Origin of the sequence: Mesorhizobium sp. M0166 (assembly GCF_040322255.1) — a bacterium.
Lineage (GTDB): Bacteria > Pseudomonadota > Alphaproteobacteria > Rhizobiales > Rhizobiaceae > Mesorhizobium.
Window position 1 is genome coordinate 119,030 of sequence record NZ_JAMYTD010000004.1, and the last position, 18,481, is coordinate 137,510.

The 18,481-nt window shown below is 62.6% G+C and carries 16 protein-coding genes, 1 tRNA gene and 1 pseudogene; 10 read left to right on the plus strand and 8 right to left on the minus strand.

Going from position 1 to position 18,481, the window contains the following annotated elements; all coding sequences use genetic code 11:
- Positions 1-57 precede the first annotated feature (57 nt).
- Entirely contained in the window at positions 58-1,200 is a 1,143-nt protein-coding gene (locus tag NKJ46_RS07170) for an alpha-hydroxy acid oxidase (RefSeq protein WP_352663561.1), read from the plus strand.
- A gap of 868 nt (positions 1,201-2,068) precedes the next feature.
- Here the strand turns inward: NKJ46_RS07170 and NKJ46_RS07175 are convergent.
- The 3 genes from NKJ46_RS07175 to NKJ46_RS07185 all read right to left on the minus strand — a co-directional run bounded on the left by NKJ46_RS07175 (position 2,069) and on the right by NKJ46_RS07185 (position 5,158).
- Positions 2,069-2,965 carry an ankyrin repeat domain-containing protein gene (locus NKJ46_RS07175; protein ID WP_352663563.1) on the minus strand — a complete coding sequence of 299 codons (897 nt, stop codon included), beginning with the start codon at positions 2,963-2,965 and terminating at the stop codon, positions 2,069-2,071.
- A 321-nt stretch (positions 2,966-3,286) separates the two neighbouring features.
- Positions 3,287-3,363: transfer RNA gene (locus NKJ46_RS07180), tRNA-Arg, on the minus strand.
- Positions 3,364-3,670: 307 nt separating this feature from the next.
- Positions 3,671-5,158 carry an ATP-binding protein gene (locus NKJ46_RS07185; RefSeq protein WP_352663565.1) on the minus strand — a complete coding sequence of 496 codons (1,488 nt, stop codon included), beginning with the start codon at positions 5,156-5,158 and terminating at the stop codon, positions 3,671-3,673.
- A gap of 334 nt (positions 5,159-5,492) precedes the next feature.
- On the opposite strand from NKJ46_RS07185, the gene rpmH reads away from it, so the two are divergent.
- The 5 genes from rpmH (at position 5,493) to yihA (ending at position 9,280) form a co-directional block, all read left to right on the plus strand.
- Positions 5,493-5,627 carry a 50S ribosomal protein L34 gene (gene rpmH, locus NKJ46_RS07190; RefSeq protein WP_008833937.1) on the plus strand — a complete coding sequence of 45 codons (135 nt, stop codon included), beginning with the start codon at positions 5,493-5,495 and terminating at the stop codon, positions 5,625-5,627.
- Between the two features lie 23 nt (positions 5,628-5,650).
- Entirely contained in the window at positions 5,651-6,004 is a 354-nt protein-coding gene (gene rnpA / locus NKJ46_RS07195) for a ribonuclease P protein component (protein ID WP_352663567.1), read from the plus strand.
- A gap of 13 nt (positions 6,005-6,017) precedes the next feature.
- Entirely contained in the window at positions 6,018-7,841 is a 1,824-nt protein-coding gene (yidC, locus tag NKJ46_RS07200) for a membrane protein insertase YidC (RefSeq protein ID WP_352663569.1), read from the plus strand.
- 144 nt (positions 7,842-7,985) lie between these two features.
- Complete coding sequence (locus NKJ46_RS07205; protein ID WP_023677492.1) at positions 7,986-8,624, plus strand: CatB-related O-acetyltransferase; 639 nt, start codon at positions 7,986-7,988, stop codon at positions 8,622-8,624.
- The gene (gene yihA / locus NKJ46_RS07210; protein WP_352663571.1) at positions 8,621-9,280 is read left to right on the plus strand and encodes a ribosome biogenesis GTP-binding protein YihA/YsxC; all 660 of its coding nucleotides are present in this window, start codon (positions 8,621-8,623) and stop codon (positions 9,278-9,280) included. Before NKJ46_RS07205 ends, yihA begins: the two co-directional genes overlap by 4 nt.
- Positions 9,281-9,301: 21 nt before the next feature.
- Here the strand turns inward: yihA and NKJ46_RS07215 are convergent, their stop codons facing one another.
- Positions 9,302-10,051 (minus strand): TetR/AcrR family transcriptional regulator, encoded by a 750-nt coding sequence (locus NKJ46_RS07215; protein ID WP_352490516.1) that lies wholly within the window; start codon positions 10,049-10,051, stop codon positions 9,302-9,304.
- A gap of 143 nt (positions 10,052-10,194) precedes the next feature.
- On the opposite strand from NKJ46_RS07215, the gene NKJ46_RS07220 reads away from it, so the two are divergent.
- Together NKJ46_RS07220 and NKJ46_RS07225 are read left to right on the plus strand one after the other, a co-directional pair.
- Entirely contained in the window at positions 10,195-11,373 is a 1,179-nt protein-coding gene (locus NKJ46_RS07220; protein WP_352663573.1) for an HlyD family secretion protein, read from the plus strand.
- A gap of 67 nt (positions 11,374-11,440) precedes the next feature.
- A complete protein-coding gene (locus tag NKJ46_RS07225) occupies positions 11,441-12,994 on the plus strand; it encodes a DHA2 family efflux MFS transporter permease subunit (RefSeq protein ID WP_352490571.1) in 1,554 nt (517 codons plus the stop codon).
- Between the two features lie 125 nt (positions 12,995-13,119).
- Here NKJ46_RS07225 and msrB read toward each other — a convergent pair whose 3' ends face one another.
- The 4 genes and pseudogenes from msrB to NKJ46_RS07245 form a co-directional block, all read right to left on the minus strand.
- Positions 13,120-13,620: a peptide-methionine (R)-S-oxide reductase MsrB gene (msrB, locus tag NKJ46_RS07230; protein ID WP_352663575.1), complete on the minus strand. Its 501-nt coding sequence runs from the start codon at positions 13,618-13,620 to the stop codon at positions 13,120-13,122.
- Between the two features lie 175 nt (positions 13,621-13,795).
- Positions 13,796-14,353: a fasciclin domain-containing protein gene (locus NKJ46_RS07235; protein WP_352663577.1), complete on the minus strand. Its 558-nt coding sequence runs from the start codon at positions 14,351-14,353 to the stop codon at positions 13,796-13,798.
- A gap of 203 nt (positions 14,354-14,556) precedes the next feature.
- Positions 14,557-15,262: pseudogene (locus NKJ46_RS07240) on the minus strand (anti-sigma factor).
- Entirely contained in the window at positions 15,259-15,798 is a 540-nt protein-coding gene (locus NKJ46_RS07245; protein WP_352663579.1) for a sigma-70 family RNA polymerase sigma factor, read from the minus strand. Before NKJ46_RS07245 ends, NKJ46_RS07240 begins: the two are co-directional and overlap by 4 nt.
- Before the next feature lie 126 nt (positions 15,799-15,924).
- Here NKJ46_RS07245 and NKJ46_RS07250 point away from each other — a divergent pair, with 126 nt between their 5' ends.
- Positions 15,925-17,421: an amidase gene (locus NKJ46_RS07250; RefSeq protein ID WP_352663581.1), complete on the plus strand. Its 1,497-nt coding sequence runs from the start codon at positions 15,925-15,927 to the stop codon at positions 17,419-17,421.
- A 156-nt stretch (positions 17,422-17,577) separates the two neighbouring features.
- The gene (gene argB / locus NKJ46_RS07255; protein WP_352663583.1) at positions 17,578-18,471 is read left to right on the plus strand and encodes an acetylglutamate kinase; all 894 of its coding nucleotides are present in this window, start codon (positions 17,578-17,580) and stop codon (positions 18,469-18,471) included.
- The last annotated feature ends 10 nt before the right edge of the window (positions 18,472-18,481 follow it).

Genomic DNA, 18,481 nt, shown 5'->3' on the forward strand with positions numbered 1-18,481 from the left:
GGCGATCGACAATGGCACAGGCTTGACATCGGGCCCGGCATATACCCGATTGATCTCATGAGACTGCAAAGCTGCTATAATTTTCAGGACTTCCGCCGGCTGGCAAAACAGCGCCTGCCAGGCCCGATCTTCAACTATATCGATGGCGGCGCGGACGACGAGACGACGCTGCGGCGCAACACGGCGGCGTTCGAGGACTGCGATCTCGTCCCCAACGTCCTTGCCGGCGTCGGACAGGTCGACATGTCGGTCACCGTCATGGGCCAGAAGCTGGCGATGCCGGTCTATTGTTCGCCGACGGCTGTCCAGCGGCTGTTTCACCATAGCGGCGAGCGCGCCGTCGCTGCGGCGGCGGAGAAGTTCGGCACGATGTTCGGCGTCTCATCGCTCGGCACGGTCAGCCTGGAGGAAGTCCGCAAGCACAGGACGCCGCAGGTCTATCAGTTCTATTTCCACAGGGATCGCGGCCTGAACCGCGCCATGATGGAGCGCGCCAAGGCGTCCGGCGTCGAGGTGATGATGCTGACGGTCGACAGCGTCACCGGCGGAAACCGCGAGCGTGACCTGCGGACCGGCTTTTCCATCCCCTTTCGGCTTACGCTCGGCGGGATGATGCAGTTCGCGATCAAGCCGAGATGGGCCATCGACTATTTGACGCACGAAAAGTTCAGCCTGCCGCAGTTGGACGGCCATATCGATCTCGGCGGCGGAGCGCTTTCCATCAGCCGCTATTTCACGGAGATCCTCGATCCATCGCTGGATTGGAAGGACGTCGAAGACATGGTCCGCTTCTGGAACGGCCAGTTTTGCCTGAAGGGGATCATGAGCGTCGCCGATGCCAGAAAAGCCGTCGACATCGGCTGCACCGGCATCGTTCTGTCAAATCATGGCGGCAGGCAGTTGGACGGCTCGCGCAGCCCCTTCGACCAGCTGTCGGAGATCGTCGACGCGGTGGGCGACAGGATCGACGTGATCATCGACAGCGGCGTCCAGCGCGGCACGCATGTGCTGAAAGCCCTGTCGTTGGGCGCCAAGGCCGTCGGCGTCGGGCGCTACTATCTCTTCCCGCTGGCAGCCGCCGGACAGGCCGGCGTCGAACGGGCGCTCGGCCTGATGCGAACCGAGATCGAACGCGACATGCGGCTGATGGGATGCAGGTCGGTGGCAGAGCTTTCCAGGGGGAATGTGCGGTTTAGGTGAGGGGGCCGGGAAGTGGCGCACGGCATAAGCTTTTCGAAGTGCGAACACTATACGACCGGCCGCCGCTCCTGCCGTCCGTGTCGAAGACGGCCTCGCCGGAAACAGCATCCGTATTTCCGCCCAAGCTGCCGCTGCGTGTAACGCGCTGTTAACGCCGTTCGCGGCTGACAGGATGTTGGCGGCAGTTCGAAGGTGTAGCCTGCGTCTCGCTGTCAGTTGCGGAGGCGAAAATGAATTTGCTTCGGATTGCGCTCTTGTGCACGGCCATGATCGATCTTGGAATGCCGGCCGTTCGCGCTGAGGATCAGCCTGTGCCGCAGAACAATAAAGCCGCAACAACGCAGCCGCCCGTTCATTGTGAAGGCCAAAATTGTCTCCCGCCGGCGAAAGATCCCGTGCAGGAATGCACTGGCCAGGATTGCACTCCAGCTCCGCCGACTGAACCGGGTCCGGAGATTAAGCAGGCCGACTGAGCGGCATCAGCTGACGATCCCCTTTTTGGCATGGATAGCGCTCACGTCTCGCGACGTTCCGGCCACTGGCGCCGGTCACGGTCATAGTCGGGCGGCTATTAGCTCACCGCGCCCGAGAGGCCCCATTAGGCGGACCGTGCATTGGATTGATGGCGCTCCCGAAGAGGATGAAACTGGGAACTCGTATGTTATTGCTGCGCCTATCGATTTCTGAGATCACCGCTCGGAGCCGAAGGTCCGCCTTGCGCGCCATAAACTGTCCCTTGCCACCCCTGAACAGCCAAAATCGGATCCAACCGGTCATTCGTCAAGGGAAGCGAAGTGACCTCCATGCAGAATTCGAGCGCTCATCGGCGTTGGGCGCAATCCGGCCGCGGCCCTCCTGGGGCGAAAGTTCAGGGCAGCGGGATCGGCTTGTCGCTGAGTGTGCGCAAGTAGGCGATCAGGTCGACCCGTTCGGTCTCGTCCGGAACACCAGGCGTCTCCATGTAAACGCCCGGCGTGGTGAGCATGGGTCCGAAGAGATATCTGTTCAGATCCTCGTACGTCCATACACCCTCCCAGTCGAGCAAAGCGTCGGAGTAACGCATTTTTGCCACAGACGCCTTGTCACGACCGACGACGCTCCACAAGTTGGGTCCCGTCTTGGTCCCTCCCTGTGGCTCGGCATTGTGGCAACCGGCACACAGGCGGGTGAAGTAGGTTCGGCCTTTCTCGACATCGGCAGTAGCCAACTTCATCGAGATCGGAGCTGGTGTTGGCAAGACGACGCCGTGCGACATGAGATAGTCGGCAACTTCGCGTTGCCCCTTCAATTTTGCCAGATGGAGCGGTGTCTTGCCGTCCTTTGTCGTCGCATTCACGTCCGCGCCGGCCTCGACCAGTGCCTTCACGCAATCGAGGCAACCGGATATGACCGCGATGTGGAGTGCGTTTTCGCGGTTGCGGCGCGAATTTGGATTTGCGCCACCGTCCAGCAACAGATTGATCAGGTCGATCCTGCGTTTTGCCAAAGCCGGCATGAGCGCAGGCCCCAAAAGCGGCGTCGGGGCGGCGTTGACGTCGGCACCGCGTTCCATGAGCAGTTTTGCCGCCGCAAAATGCCCGCCCCTAACCGCAAGATAGAGCGGTGTCGCACCCCCGTCGCTCTCATCGACGCCGGCACCAGCGTCGAGCGCTGCCGTGATCCCCGCGACATCGCCCTTCATGGCGGCGTCGTGGATGGCGGCGGCATGCGATACAATCGGAACGAGTAGAAGCACCAACAGAATGAAAGGCAAGAACCCGCGCATTAGCGTCTCCCAAGGCAAGCCTGAGGACCCGGCACGATTTCAAGAGGGGCAGAGTTTAGTACGAATGCTCGATAGCGGCAACGCACGTGTGATCGAGTTCGCCGTCGCCGTGGCGGGCGGCGGCAGCGCATGCAGTCGCCTGCATGCAAGGCGGTCCTAAACATCAGCCGACCAGCCGTGGCTCATCCCTCATGGAGAAGTCGTTTCTCAGCGCCGGGAGTCCCGCAGATTTGCCGGTAACCGCTAAAGCGCCACCATGGTGGCAGTGATGAGCGGCTAAGCGGCCCATCGATGCCGGTGTATTGGGATGTGCATTACAAATGGCGCGCCCGAAGAGATTCGAACTCCTGACCCCCAGATTCGTAGTCTGGTGCTCTATCCAGCTGAGCTACGGGCGCGCAACAGGCCATGCTTTGCATAGCCCCGCGAACCGGTCCTGGCGACCGGCCGCGAATGTGAGCTGTTCCCTAGCGACTGAATTTGCGAAAAGCAAGCCGATCCTGGCCAAAAGTTTTGCCGTCACGTTTTGCCGTCATGCGCCGGCCGGCGAGGGCGAGCTCACGCAATACGGCGGCCGGGCCGATACGTCGTAGTCTCGGATCGGTCATTTGCCAATCGGAACGGTCCGTAACGAAACGAGCCGTTACACGGCGACCGAGCCGATAACCATTAGCGAATTGGAACGGTCCGTAACGAAACGGTCCGTTACGCCGGCCGGCGCAGACCGTTGCGGGCCTGGTCGAGCCGGACCGGCTGGTCGGGAATGGTGACCGCGAATGTGGTGCGGCCGCCGATGCTTTCGACCAGCTCCACCGTGCCGCCATGGGCGCGGATCAATTCGTGGGCGATCGCCAGGCCAAGGCCGGTGCCGCCGCTGCGGGCCGAGCCGCGAAATGCCGCGAACAGGTTTTCTCGCGCCTTCGGCGGCAGACCGGGGCCGGTGTCGGTGACGACGATGCGGCTGACGCTGCCGATGCGCTCGGCCGATATGGTCAGGCGGCGCACCACGGCGCTCTCGGTGTCGGCCGCCATCGCCTGCACGGCGTTGCGGCTAAGATTGGTGAGCACGCGGAACAGTTGGTCGGAATCGGCATCGACCTCGAGCACCGGATCGACGGCATTGACGAATTCGATGCCGCATTCGATGTCGAGCAGGCCCTGGACGTCTTCGACCAGTTGGCGCAGCCGCAGCCTGCGGCGCGACGGCGGCGGCTCCTGGGTGCGGCCGTAGGCAAGCACGCCCTCCGAATAGGACACGGCGCGGTCGAGCGCGCGCAGCAATTTTGGCGCGAACGCCTGCACGGTCGGGTCCTTGACCTGGCGCAGGCGGTCCGACATCAGCTGCGCCGAGGCGAGGATGTTGCGCATGTCGTGGTTGATCTTCGACACGGCCAGGCCGAGATCGGCCAGGTGCTTCTGCTCGGTCAGCATCTTTTGCAGCCGCTCCTGCATCTGCGACAGCTCGCGTTCGGCGACGCCGATCTCGTCGGCCCGGGCGGCGGGGTGAATGATGCGGCCGGGATCGTCGGGCGCCTCGGAAAAGGACAGCATCGAGCGTGTCATCGTCCTGATCGGACCTATCATGATCAGGTCTATCGCGGCGTAAACCAGCATGGCGGTGAACAGCGAGATCAGCAGCGAGACGAAGGCGACGTTGCGCGAATAGATCAGCATGGCATTGCGCAGGCGGTGGTCGGGCATGATCAGCTCGAATTCCTTGTCGCTGTCGCCGACCGGCCCGAAAACGCGCAGCATCCGCTTGCCGCCGAAAAACAGCGTGTCCAGCGCTCCGGTCATGCCCTTGATCATGCCGACATTGGCGATATCGATATGCTCGTCGACCTGCGGCGGCATTTCGGCCACGACCAGAAGCCGCGAGACGCCGCCGTCGCGCACGGCGATCGCCTTGGCGCCGATCGCCATCAGCACGTCGTTCTGGGCGGCACGCGACAGCGAGGCAGGTTCGCCCTGCACCAGGACGATGGAAACCGCGGCGGCCGTGCTCAGCCTCTCCTTCAGCCAACTCAGCCTGTAGCTGGCGATCCAGGGCACGAAGATGAGGATTTCGGCCAAGAGCACGAAGACGATGGTGAGCAGCAGCAGCTTGGTCGACAGGCCGCGCGCCAGCGGCACCCTGCGGGTCGCCGCCTTCGCCTGGGCGATGCTTTCCTCGGTTGCTGAGACTTCACTCATGCTCGTCGTCACGGCTGCCTGTCATCACGGCTGCTTGTCTTAAGGACTGCTCGTCTTCACGATCGCTTGATCGGGTGAGATTAGGCGATTGCGGCTTTTTTGCCAAATTCATCCTTGGTCGAAGCCGGACAAAGGGCCACAAGATTTCCCTGCCGGTCCGACAATGCCGGCCCGACGCGCTGGATTGACTTCCAAAACCCTTCTTTCTATAAGCCCGCTCACGCTCGGGCCATTCGTCCCGGCGCGGTTTCGATCGCGCCAAAACCGGCCCGGCAAAGCTCCTGTTACAAAGTGACAGAATCAAGAAGGGCCGCACCCCGCGGTATTTAAACAAATGAAGCGTACTTACCAGCCGTCCAAACTCGTCCGCAAACGCAGGCACGGTTTCCGTGCCCGCATGGCCACCAAAGGTGGCCGCGGCGTCGTCGCAGCCCGCCGCAACCGCGGCCGCAAGCGTCTCAGCGCCTGAGCACCAAGCGAGAGACAAGATCGTTGCCCGCAACCGGCAAGCCAACGGGTCCCCATCCCAAGCGGCTTCTGAAGCGCGCGGAATTCCTGGCCGTCCGCCGTGGCGAAAAGCGCCGCGGGCGGCTTTTCCTCGTCGAGGTCCTGGGCCGCGGCGACAGCGAAGGGCCGCGTGTTGGCTATACCGTCACCAGGAAGGTCGGCAATGCCGTCGTTCGCAACCGCATTCGGCGGCGGCTGAGAGAGGCCGTGCGTACGCATGCCGCGGATGACATGGCGCCGGGCAATGATTATGTCATCGTCGGGCGCGAAGACGTGCTTACCACTCCGTTCGGCCAGCTGAAGGCCGAACTCTCCCGCAGATTGCGTGGAACACGATAGGCCAAGGGCTTCGATGGAAAACAACCGCAACTTCTTCATCACCATCGCACTGTCGGTGCTGATCCTGGCGCTTTGGCAATATTTCTATGTGATGCCGCGCAGCGAGATGCAGCGCGAGGCCGCCCGCATCGAAGAACAGCGTGTGGCGGAGCAGAAGAAGGCCGCCCAAGGCACCAGCCCGGGAGCCAGCGAAACACCGGTGCAGCCGGGCGCCATTCCGAACGCACCTGGCGGCGACGCGGTAACGCCGGCCGGCCGCGAGCAGGCGATTGCCTCGACCAAGCGCGTGAAGATCGACACGCCGAGCCTCGAAGGCTCGATCAACCTCACCGGCGCGCGCCTCGATGATCTCAAGCTCAAGCACTACACAGAGACGGTCGACAAGACCTCGCCCGAGATCGCGTTGCTCAATCCGGCGTCCCTACCTAATGGCTATTTCGCCGAGATCGGCTTTTCCGGCACACCGGATGTCGGCAGGCTGCCCGGCCCAGACACCGTTTGGCAGACCGACGGCAATGCGACGCTGACACCGGCGACGCCGGTGACGCTGACCTTCACCAATGACAAGGGCCTGACCTTCAAGCGCACCTTCTCGGTCGACAGCCAATATATGTTCACCGTGTCCGACACTGTCCAGAACGGCGGCTCGGCACCTGCGACGTTGTCGAACTATGGCCGCGTCACCCGTTTCGACAAGCCGGCTATCGCCAGCACCTATGTGCTGCACGAGGGCCTGATCGGCGTTACCGGCAGCGAAGGCCTGCAAGAGTACAAATACTCCAAGGTCGAATCGGAAAGAGAATTCAAGCCAGGCAAGTCGACCGACGGCTGGCTCGGCATCACCGATAAATACTGGGCGGTGACCCTGGTGCCGCCGGGCGGCCGCGAATTTCAGCCCAAATTCTCTTATTTCGAGTTCAAAAGCGGGCCCCACCCGCATAGCTACCAGTCCGATTTCCTGTCCGATCCGGTCACGATCGCTCCCGGGCAGTCAACGACGGTAGAGTCGGAGATATTCGCCGGCGCCAAGGAAGTGTCGACGATCAACGCCTATGAAAAGGACCGTCATATTCGCCAGTTCGACCTGCTGATCGACTGGGGCTGGTTCTATTTCATCACCAAGCCGATGTTCTGGCTGATCGACACGCTTTACAAATTCTTCGGCAATTTCGGCCTGGCGATCCTCGCCACCACCGTCATCGTCAAAGCGCTGTTCTTCCCGCTCGCCAACAAGTCTTATGCGTCGATGGCGAACATGAAGAAGGTGCAACCAAAGATGCTCGAGATCCGCGAGAAATACGCGGACGACAAGATGAAGCAGCAGCAGGCGATGATGGAGCTCTACAAGACCGAGAAGATCAATCCGCTCGCCGGCTGCTGGCCTGTGGCGTTGCAGATCCCGGTGTTCTTCTCGCTCTACAAGGTGCTCTATATCACCATCGAGATGCGGCACGCGCCGTTCTTCGGCTGGATCCAGGATCTGGCGGCGCCGGACCCGACATCAATCTTCAACCTGTTCGGGCTGATCCCCGTAACCTTGCCGCACATGCTGATGATCGGCATCTGGCCGCTGATCATGGGCGTGACGATGTTCCTGCAGATGCGCATGAACCCGACGCCGCCGGACCCGACGCAGGCTGCGATCTTCACCTGGATGCCCGTGATCTTCACCTTCATGATGGCGGGTTTTCCGGCCGGGCTGGTCATCTACTGGGCCTGGAACAACACGCTGTCGATCCTGCAGCAGGGCGTGATCATGAAACGGCAAGGCGCCAAGATCGAATTGTGGGACAATCTGGTCGCGCTGTTCCGCAAGAAACCGTCGCCGGCGGAATAGCCGACGCTCCGATGATGCGAAACCAGAAAGCCCCGGTTCGTCCGGGGCTTTTTGCACAAGCAGCCGGCCTGGATTAAGCGATTGGTACTGCCGGACGGATCGCGCTATTTTGACCTGGCTGGCAGTTGCCCGACGGAGCTCGATATGACCGGACCCAATCCATCGATCAAGCATCCGATCCCGTTGCACACGCGCGTCGGCTTTCTGAAACCGCTGGTGACGGCGCCGAATATCGAGATCGGCGACTTCACCTATTATGATGACCCTGACGGACCCGACAAATTCGCCGAAAAATGCGTGCTGCATCATTATCCGTTCATCGGCGACAGGCTGATCATCGGCAAGTTCTGCGCCATTGCCGAAGGCGCGCGCTTCATCATGAACGGCGCCAATCATGCCATGTCCGGCTTTTCGACCTATCCGTTCAACATCTTTGGCCACGGCTGGGAAGAGGGTTTCGACCCGGCGACATGGTCGAAGGAGGTGCGTGGCGACACAATCGTCGGCAACGACGTCTGGATCGGCATGGAAGCGGTGATGCTGCCGGGCGTGAAGATCGGCGACGGCGCCATTGTCGCGGCAAAGTCGGTGGTGACGCACGATGTGCCGGCCTATGCGATCGTCGCCGGCAACCCGGCGAAGGTGGTGAAGATGCGCTTCGACGACAGGACCATCCGGCGGCTGCTGGCGCTGGCGTGGTGGCACTGGCCGGTGGAAAAGATCAGCCGCAATCTCGATGCCATTCGTGGCAGCAATATTTTTCTCCTGGAGGCAGCGGTTTGAACGCGTTGAGCAAGACCACGATCGGCATCGAATTGTTCACGCGAGCCTGGATCTTCATCCGCGGCGTGCCGGCGATGAAATTCCTGCCGCCGGAGGGACCGCCCGAGATCGCCTTTGCCGGCCGCTCCAATGTCGGCAAATCGTCGCTGATCAACGCGCTGGTCAACCAGAAGGGACTGGCGCGCACCTCCAACACGCCGGGCCGGACGCAAGAGCTCAACTATTTCGTGCCGGGCGGATTTTCGGGAGAAGGCGCCGACCTGCCGCCGATGGCGCTGGTCGACATGCCGGGCTATGGCTACGCCACGGCACCCAAGGAAAAGGTCGACGAGTGGACGAAGCTCGTGTTCGACTATCTCAAGGGCCGGGTGACGCTGAAGCGCGTCTACGTGCTGATCGATGCCCGCCATGGCATCAAGGCCAAGGACGACGAGGTGCTGTCGCTGCTCGACAAGGCGGCGGTGTCGTATCAGATCGTGCTGACCAAGACCGACAAGATCAAAGCGGCGGGGGTACCGCGGCTGATCGAGAAAACGCTCCAGAAGATCAAGAAACGCCCGGCGGCCTTTCCCTTCGTGCTCGCCACGTCGTCGGAAAAGAGCGAGGGCCTCGAGGAATTGCGTGCGGCGATCGTGCTCGCCGCCAATGGCGGATAGGCAACGGACTCCGACGGTTGGTCAGGCGAGACTGGAGGCTCGTTCCTGCTCTGCAAGCTGTTCGGTGCCATAGGCCTTCAGGAACACATCGACGCCCGACCTGACGATATGTTCGATCTCGGCCGCACTTGGCGCCTTGGTGCGATAGGCGAATATGCACTGGCGGAAAAGACCGGCCAGGCACAGCTCGGTGAACTGATAGGCGGCAAGCTCGACGTCGTCGATCTTCAGCAGGCCGCGTTCGATAGCCATGTTGAGGAAAACGACAACCCTGTCATGGCCGCGCTTCGGGCCGCGTTCGTAAAATCGCGCGCCAAGCTCCGGGATGCGTTCCGACGCGCCGATCACCGTCCGCTGCGCCAGGATGACCCTCGCCGAGGTGATCTTCATGGACAGCACGATGCCGAACTTCACCAGCGTCTGGCGAAGGTCGCCGATCTGGTCGAGCACCTCATACATGTTCTTGAAGATCGTGCCGCGCTCTTCCTCGATCAGCGCTTCGAACAGCTCTTCCTTGTTGGCGAAGTAGACATAGATGGTGCCCTTGGACACGCCGGCCTCGCGGGTGATGTCGTTCATCGACGCGGCTTCGAAGCCCTTGTCGATGAAGACACGGCGCGCACCGTCGATGATCTGGCTGCGCTTGACCGGGTCTTGCCCCGCGGCCGGGCGGCCGCGCGGCAGACTGTCCAGCAGATCGCACTGGTCCTTGCCAGCGCTGGGCAATGGGCCTGAATCAGGCAAAGGAGCGGCCTTGGGGGCTTCGGCCATAATGTCACACCTCGTAAAATAATTCGAACCATCCGGTTCGATTGCTCTTGATATGGTCCTCTTTAAGCGCTAAGTCAACGTCGAGATCGAACCGAACGGTTCAGTCTGATGAAGTTCAGCGCCAGTTAATTTAGAGAGATATCATGTCCTCGAACGCGCCCACCAGTGCCGAAGTCCGCCCTTTCCCCAACGCCAAGGTCCAGCCTGCGATCGAAGCGCCGGAAGCCCCTCTCAAGCCCGCCGACGTCACCCCGCTGGCTCCCGCCAAAAAGAAGCGCTCGATGCGCTCGATGTTGCTGCCCACTATTGGCCTGGCCCTGCTGGGCGCCGGCGCCTGGTATGGCTATAATTACTGGACCGACGGGCGCTTCATGATCACGACCGACGACGCCTATGTCCAGGCCGACACGGCGTTCATCTCGCCAAAAATCTCGGGCTATGTCGATCAGGTCAAAGTGACCGAGAACCAGCAGGTGAAGGCCGGCGACCCGCTGCTGATCGTCGATGACGGTGACTACAAGATAGCCGTTGCCCAGGCCGAGGCGCAGATCGCCACGTTGAGCAAGACGCTCGACCGCATCGATGCCCAGACCGACGCGGCGCGCGCCTCGCTCAAGCAGGCACAGGCGCAGAAGACCGCCGACCAGGCCGCGGCCGACAATGCCAAGCGGGCTCAGGTTCGTGCCGCCCAGTTGCTCAAGACTCGCGTCGGCACCCAGGCCCAGCTGGACGATGCCCAGACGGCGGTCGAGCAAGCCAATGCCGCGCTTGCCGGCGCCGACGCACAGATCGCGGCGGCTCAAGCCAATATCGGCGTGCTCCAGGCGCAGCGCGCGGAATCGGCCAGCACGCTGGCCTCGCTGCAACTTGCCCATGACAAGGCGGTGCGGGATCTGTCCTTCACCGTGTTGCGCGCACCCTATGACGGCGTGGTCGGCAACCGCTCGGTCGAGCAGGGCGACCTGATCAGCCCCGGACAGAAGCTCGCCGTCATCGTACCAATGGACAAGCTCTACATCGTCGCCAACTTCAAGGAGACCCAGCTTGCCCGGCTGGTGCCTGGTGAAAAGGTCAGAGTGTCGGTCGACGCGATCGACGGCCAGGACATCGAGGGTACCGTGTCGTCGCTGGCGCCGGCTTCGGGAGCAGTGTTCTCGCTGCTGCCGCCGGAGAATGCCACAGGCAATTTCACCAAGGTGGTGCAGCGCGTTCCGGTTCGCATCGATGTGCCCGCGGATGTGCTGAAGACGGGCAAGCTGCGCGCCGGCCTGAGCGTCGTCGTCGCCGTCGACAGCCGCACCGCGCCTTCGGCATCGAAGTAAAGCGGAACCGGGAGCAAAGGTCATGGCGACCGCAACCCTGACTGCAGGATCGACACCGGCGCCAGCCATGCCGGTGCCGGTTGACCACATCTCGACACGCCGCGTCATCGCCTTCCTGGCAATGGTGTTCGGCATGTTCATGGCCATCCTGGACATCCAGATCGTCTCGGCCTCGCTGGCCGAGATCCAGGCGGGCCTGAGTGCCAGTTCGGACGAGATTCCGTGGGTGCAGACGGCCTATCTGATTGCCGAGGTGGTGATGATCCCGCTGTCGGGTTTCCTCAGCCGGATGCTGTCGACGCGCGTGCTGTTCACGATCTCGGCGGCAGGGTTCACCGCGGCCAGCGCGCTGGCCGCGACCGCAACCAATATCGACCAGATGATCGTCTACCGCGCCGTGCAGGGCTTCATCGGTGGCGGCATGATCCCGAGCGTCTTTGCAGCCGCCTTCACCATCTTCCCACCGTCGCGCCGTGCCGTCGTCTCGCCGATGATCGGCCTGGTGGCGACCTTGGCGCCGACTATCGGCCCGACCGTCGGCGGCTATATCAGCCACGCCATGTCCTGGCACTGGCTGTTCCTGGTCAACGTCGTGCCCGGCATTCTGGTGACGACGGCCGCCTGGTCGCTGATCGACTTCGACAAACCCAATCTCAAGCTGTTCAGCAAGTTCGACTGGTGGGGGCTTGCCGGCATGGCCGCCTTCCTGGGCTGCATGGAATATGTGCTGGAGGAAGGCCCCAACAACGACTGGCTGCAGGATCAGGCGGTGCTCGTCTGCGCCATCATCATGACCTTCGGCGCGGTGCTGTTCTTCTGGCGCGTGTTCACCGCCGAGGAGCCGATTGTCGATCTGAGGGCCTTCAGCAATATCAATTTTGCCTTCGGCTCGCTGTTCTCCTTCGTCGTCGGAATCGGCCTCTACGGTCTGACCTATCTTTATCCGGTGTTTCTGGGGCGCATCCGCGGCTACGATTCGATGATGATCGGCGAGGCGCTGTTCGTCAGCGGCCTGGCCATGTTCTTCACCGCGCCGATCTCCGGCATCCTGTCGAACAAGATGGACCCGCGCATCATGATGATGATCGGCTTCTTCGGCTTCGCCACCGGGACCTGGTGGATGACGCATCTCACCGCCGACTGGGATTTCTATGAACTGCTGATCCCGCAGATCCTGCGCGGCTGCTCGATGATGCTGTGCATGGTGCCGATCAACAACATTGCGCTCGGAACCTTGCCGCCGGAGCGGCTGAAGAATGCGTCTGGCCTGTTCAACCTGACCCGCAATCTCGGCGGCGCCGTCGGCCTGGCCGTCATCAACACCGTGCTGATCGACCGCAATGCCTTCCACTACGCCAGGCTCTCCGAGCACGTGCAATGGGGAAGTGCCGCTGCGCAGCAGAAGCTGCAGAACATGACGGTCAACTTCGAGCAGACCGCCGGGCTCGACGCCTCCAAGGCGGCCATCTCCAAACTGTCAGGCATGGTCCAGCAGCAGGCGTCGCTGCTGTCGTTCATGGACGTATTCTTCATGCTGACGGTTTTGTTCGCGACGCTTGGGCTCTTCACCCTGGTGATCCGCAAGCCAGCCGCTCAGGGCGGCGGTGGCGGAGGCCATTGAGGCGCGCTGGATCCCCCGCCTGGCGCCCTCGCGCATGACCCCGAAAAGCGATTTTCGGGGTCATGCGCAAAATCAACCATTACGAGTCCGCTCGCGCTCGGACAAAGTCAGGGGCGCAACCGTCCTCAGGCCGTCGCCGGCTTGAAGGTCAAGGCGACGCCATTGATGCAGTGTCGCAACCCGGTAGGCGGCGGGCCGTCGTCGAAGACGTGGCCGAGATGGCCGCCGCAGCGGCGACAATGGACCTCGGTGCGGGTCATGCCCAACGACCTGTCCACGGTCTTGCCGATGGAATTCGGGATTTCCTGCCAGAAGCTCGGCCAGCCTGTGCCGGAATCGAACTTGGTTTCAGACGAATAGACCGGCAGGTCGCAGCCGGCGCAAGCGAAGATGCCTTTGCGGTGCTCGTTGAGCAGCGGACTGGTGCCCGGATATTCCGTGCCCTCCTTGCGTAGCACATTGAAGGCCGCGTCGGACAGGATGGCCCGCCACTCGGCTTCGGTCTTGGTAACCTCGAAAGTCTCGGCCGCGCGTGCATCCTGGGCTCCGCCCATGCGCAGCGCGGTGGCGCCTGCGACAACGCCAATGGCTGCCGCACCACTCAAAAGAAGCTCGCGACGGTTCATGGCCATTTCCTCCTGTTGCTGCTTGTGCCAAATTCGACCGCCACACGGAAATCAAAAGCCGGTGACGATCGCTGTCCTCAAAGCGGGACTCCGCGCCTGTCCACATCTTGCGTGAACGGCGCGGAGCGTGCGCAGGGAGGCCCTTAGCGATATCTTCGCCGGCAGCGTGCGTTTGTTACATCTTCGGCAGGAGAACCTTGTCGACGACGTGGATGACGCCGTTGGACTGCTCGACATCGGCGATCGTCACATTGGCGACGTTGCCATTTTCGTCGGTCACGGTGACCTTGCCGCCGTCGGCCTTGAGCGACAGTTCGCAACCACCGACCGTCTTGACCTTATGGGTGCCGCCGTCATCCTTGACCATCTTGGCGACGTCGGCGGCCATCGCCTTGGCGCCGATGACATGGCAAGTCAGTATCTTGACGAGCTTGTCCTTGTTTTCAGGCTTGAGCAGCGTCTCCACCGTGCCGGCCGGAAGTGCCGCAAAGGCCTCGTTGGTCGGCGCGAATACGGTGAAAGGGCCGGCGCTCTGTAGCGTGTCGACCAGGCCGCCAGCCTTGACGGCAGCGACCAGCGTCGTGTGGTCCTTCGAGTTGACCGCATTTTCGACGATGTTTTTCTGGGCATACATGGCGGCGCCGCCGACCATCGGATTTTGGGCATAGGCAATGGTGACGAGCGCAGAAATGGCGACCGTGCCGGCAAGCAAAAGGGTGGCGAATTTACGCATGATTTCAATCTCCTCGGGTTATCATTCCCCTCATTCGGGAACGCAAGGAGATACGCGATAGAAATGCCGGAGTTTCGTCCTCTCCGCAAAAATATTGCGTCGCTGCAATTTGTCCGGCGCGGATCGACAGCCGCCAACACGCTTTGCAGGCGTTTAAATCGCGGGAGATAGATTTCAGGTCTGCTTCCAGAGATGAGAAGCGGTCAGATGCTCTTCAGATCGCCCGCTGCGACCACCGGTCCAGTCGGCTGGCCGGTCGGTGAACCGCCGGCAGGCTCAACGCTGACCGCAAGCACGGCGCCTTGCGCCAATTTCTCCTGGACGGCGGGCGGGATGGCCAGATGCGCTGTCGCACCGGCCGGGATGGCGCCCATCGACACCGGCGCATTCTTGCCTTCGATCATCCACAACTCGAAGTCCTTGCCGGCGGCCCGCTCGCCGGAAACGTGGGAAAGACCGACCTCGTGACGGGCGGCATCGTAGATGACGAGATATTTGACGTCGCTGCCTTCGGCCGCCAGCGAGGCGACAAGCCGCGCCTGCGGCGGTTCGGTGGGCGGGCGGAAGTAGGGCACGGCGATGTAGATCGCCAGCGCCGCAATGGCGGCGGCGGCAACACCGCGCCAGAAGCCAAGGCTCGACCAGAGGCCGGCGCGCGGCTCTGCAGCGAACAGCCGGCGGTCCAATGCTTCCTTGACCCCTGATCGGAGGCTCTGTCTCCGGATAGGCGGCCGCCATCGGCGAAAGATGCGCCTCCCAGGCATCGACAAGGCGTGCGAAGGCGGCGTCCGCATCGATGCGGCGCGACGCGATCTCCCGTTCATCGGCGGCCAGAACGCCAAGAACGTATTCGGCGGCGAACAGGTCGTCGCCCCCACGTTCCGGTCCATTGTCGTCAGCCAGCGTCATCTTTCCAGGCATTCTCTCAGTTTCAACAAGCTGCGACGCAGCCAGGTCCGCATCGTGTTCAGCGGTACGCCACAGCGCTCCGCCAGTTCGGCATAGCTTTTGCCATCCAGATAGGCGCCCCGGACGGCCGCCGCCCGGTCCTTCTCCAATTCCTCGAGACAATGGTAGATGCGTCCGGACTCACCGCCCGCCACGGCCATGGCCTCCGGCCCCGGCGCCGGATCGGCCACGTCGAGCGCGGCATCGATATAGGCGGCAGGCTCTCGCCGCGCCCTGATCCGATCGATCGCATGATTGCGCGCAATGGCCACCAGCCAGGAGATCGGGCTCAGATCCGAAACTGCGAAACGGTCCGCCTTCGTCCATATCTTGACGAAGACCTCTTGAAGCGCCTCTTCTGCATCTCCCCGATCCTTCAATACACGAAGGCAGACGCCGAAAAGTTTCGCGCTGGTCTGCCGGTACAGCAGATCGAACGCAGCCCGGTCCTTCATCGAAGTCCGGACAATCAGGTTGCTGATGTCCTGCGGCGTCATCGGCCGCCAAATTAGGCGATTGCAATGTATTTGCAACGACTGAAATGGTCTTGCGCACCGGCAGCGCCAGCCTCGATTGCCAATGAAATCGCCGCCCGCTAGCTTGCCATGAGCGGGAGGGCGACCATGTCGATCGAGCGGGTTCTGTGGGAGCATGACGCGACCGGCCAGGCCGCACTCGTGCACAAGGGAGAGATCACACCGCAAGATCTCGTCGATGCGGCGATCGCCCGGGCCGAGGCCACCCGGCCGGAGATCAACGCCATCGCCGAACCGCTTTTTGAGGCGGCGCGGGCGCGAGCGAGAACCGTCGACCACAAGCTGCCGCTTGCCGGAGTGCCCTTTGCCTTGAAGGACCTCGGCATCGCCATGAAGGGCGTGCCGACGCATGGCGGCAGCCGCATTCCGGCTTACACCCCCGATTTCAACTCGGTCATGACGGATCGCTATCTGGCCGCCGGCCTGATCCCGATCGCCACCAGCACCGCACCCGAACACGGGTTGAGGCTGGTGACCGAGTCGGTGGCTTACGGCGTCACCCGCAACCCATGGGACACCGCGCACACGACCGGCGGTTCCTCGGGCGGTGCGGCTGCGCTGGTCGCGGCCGGCATCGTGCCGGTGGCGCATGCCTCGGATGGCGGCGGCTCGATCAGGGTGCCTGCAGCCTGCACCGGGCTGGTCGGGCTGAAAACCTCGCGCGGCCGTGTGCCCTTGACGCCGCTCGTCACCGAAAGCTGGTACGGCTTCGTCGTCGACCATGCGTTGGCCCGCTCGGTGCGCGATACGGCCCTGCTGCTCGACCTGACCCACGGGCCCGACCCGCTGTCGCCCTACGCGGCACCGTCGCCGAACGGCAGTTTCGCCGCGGCGGCCGGGCGCGATCCGGGCAAGCTCAAGCTCGCCTTCTATCGAAAATCGCCGCTCGGCCTGCCGATATCGGAAGAGACGTTGAAAGCTCTGGATGCGGCGATTGCGCTGGCGCGCGAAGGCGGACACAGCGTCGAGGAGATCGACCTGCCCTATATCGATCGCGATTTCATCGCCGATTTCTCCAGAACCGTCGCCGCGGCGGTGGCCGGTACGATGCGTGGCGAGGCCTTGCGCGTCGGCCGCTCCATCTCAGGCGACATCGAACGCGCCACGCGCGTGATGAGCCGGTTCGGTGAAATCCTCTCGGCCGGCGAAATCTATGCCGGCCTGCAGCGGCTGCACGCAACCTCGCGCCGGCTTATCACCGAAACCGCGCATTATGATGCAGTGCTGATGCCTGTCATCGCGCACCCGCCGCTCGCCTGCGGCACCATGGACCCGAAAGGCGCCGACGAATTCATCGAGAATGTCCTGGACAGACTGCGCCTGGCCGGCCTGCTGAAGTTCAAGCCGCTATTCGGCCAGCTGATGGACAAGAGCCTTTGGTTCACCCACTGGCCGGCGATCCAGAACGTCAGCGGGCAACCGTCGATCACGCTTCCGGTCTACGTCACCGATGCCGGCCTGCCGCTCGGCGTCCAGGCCGCCGGCCGCCCCGGCGATGAGGAAACGCTTTTGTCGTTCGCCGCGCAGATGGAAAAGATCTCCGGATGGCTGGGACGGCGCGCGCCGCTGCAGGTGCCGGCATAGACCATGATCCCGAAAGGTGGGAACCGGTTTTCGGACAAGATCATGGTCAAACAAATAGTAGTACCGATTTGACCGATCATGACAGCAAAGCCGTTTGCCCCCTCGCCCAATTCCCGCTAAGACGCCGCCGTTCATGCCAAGCTGGGAACCACGCCGATGACGGATGTCGCCGCCACCGCCGAAATGCAGGCCGCGTTGCTTTCAAGGGCGCTGCCCTATATGCAGCGCTACGAGAACAAGACGGTCGTGGTGAAATATGGCGGCCACGCGATGGGCGACATCGCGCTCGGCAAGGCTTTCGCCCGCGACATCGCACTGCTCAAGCAATCCGGCGTCAACCCGATCGTCGTGCATGGCGGCGGGCCGCAGATCGGCGCCATGCTCAGCAAGATGGGCATCGAATCCAAATTCGAGGGCGGCTTGCGTGTCACCGACCAGAAGACCGTCGAGATTGTCGAGATGGTGTTGGCCGGTTCGATCAACAAGGAGATCGTCGCGCTGATCAATGCCGAGGGCGAGTGGGCGATCGGCCTGTGCGGCAAGGACGGCAACATGGTGTTTGCCGAAAAGGCGCGCAAGACCATGATCGATCCGGATTCCAACATCGAGCGGGTGCTCGACCTGGGCTTCGTTGGTGAGCCTGTCGAGGTCGACCGTACATTGCTCGACCTCCTGGCACGATCCGAAATGATCCCGGTGCTGGCGCCGGTGGCGCCCGGCCGCGACGGCCATACCTACAACATCAACGCCGACACTTTTGCCGGCGCCATCGCCGGCGCCTGCCAGGCGACGCGCCTGCTGTTCCTCACCGATGTGCCCGGCGTGCTCGACAAGAACAAGAAGCTGATCGACGAGCTGACCGTGGCCGAGGCCAAGGGCCTGATCAAGGACGGCACGGTCTCGGGCGGCATGATCCCCAAAGTCGAGACCTGCATCGAGGCGATCGAGCGCGGCGTCGCAGGCGTCGTCATCCTTAACGGCAAGACGCCGCATGCGGTGCTGCTCGAGCTGTTTACCGAACACGGCGCCGGCACGCTGATCGTGCCGTGAGGCCGGGTGT

Bases quoted from the DNA above. Each gene is read 5' to 3' on its own strand.
- NKJ46_RS07170 (WP_352663561.1), top strand. From the start codon at position 58: ATGAGACTGCAAAGCTGCTATAATTTTCAGGACTTCCGCCGGCTGGCA.
- NKJ46_RS07175 (WP_352663563.1), bottom strand. From the start codon at position 2,965: ATGCGCGGGTTCTTGCCTTTCATTCTGTTGGTGCTTCTACTCGTTCCG.
- NKJ46_RS07185 (WP_352663565.1), bottom strand. From the start codon at position 5,158: ATGAGTGAAGTCTCAGCAACCGAGGAAAGCATCGCCCAGGCGAAGGCG.
- rpmH (WP_008833937.1), top strand. From the start codon at position 5,493: ATGAAGCGTACTTACCAGCCGTCCAAACTCGTCCGCAAACGCAGGCAC.
- yidC (WP_352663569.1), top strand. From the start codon at position 6,018: ATGGAAAACAACCGCAACTTCTTCATCACCATCGCACTGTCGGTGCTG.
- NKJ46_RS07205 (WP_023677492.1), top strand. From the start codon at position 7,986: ATGACCGGACCCAATCCATCGATCAAGCATCCGATCCCGTTGCACACG.
- NKJ46_RS07215 (WP_352490516.1), bottom strand. From the start codon at position 10,051: ATGGCCGAAGCCCCCAAGGCCGCTCCTTTGCCTGATTCAGGCCCATTG.
- NKJ46_RS07220 (WP_352663573.1), top strand. From the start codon at position 10,195: ATGTCCTCGAACGCGCCCACCAGTGCCGAAGTCCGCCCTTTCCCCAAC.
- NKJ46_RS07225 (WP_352490571.1), top strand. From the start codon at position 11,441: ATGCCGGTGCCGGTTGACCACATCTCGACACGCCGCGTCATCGCCTTC.
- msrB (WP_352663575.1), bottom strand. From the start codon at position 13,620: ATGAACCGTCGCGAGCTTCTTTTGAGTGGTGCGGCAGCCATTGGCGTT.
- NKJ46_RS07235 (WP_352663577.1), bottom strand. From the start codon at position 14,353: ATGCGTAAATTCGCCACCCTTTTGCTTGCCGGCACGGTCGCCATTTCT.
- NKJ46_RS07245 (WP_352663579.1), bottom strand. From the start codon at position 15,798: ATGACGCCGCAGGACATCAGCAACCTGATTGTCCGGACTTCGATGAAG.
- NKJ46_RS07250 (WP_352663581.1), top strand. From the start codon at position 15,925: ATGTCGATCGAGCGGGTTCTGTGGGAGCATGACGCGACCGGCCAGGCC.
- argB (WP_352663583.1), top strand. From the start codon at position 17,578: ATGACGGATGTCGCCGCCACCGCCGAAATGCAGGCCGCGTTGCTTTCA.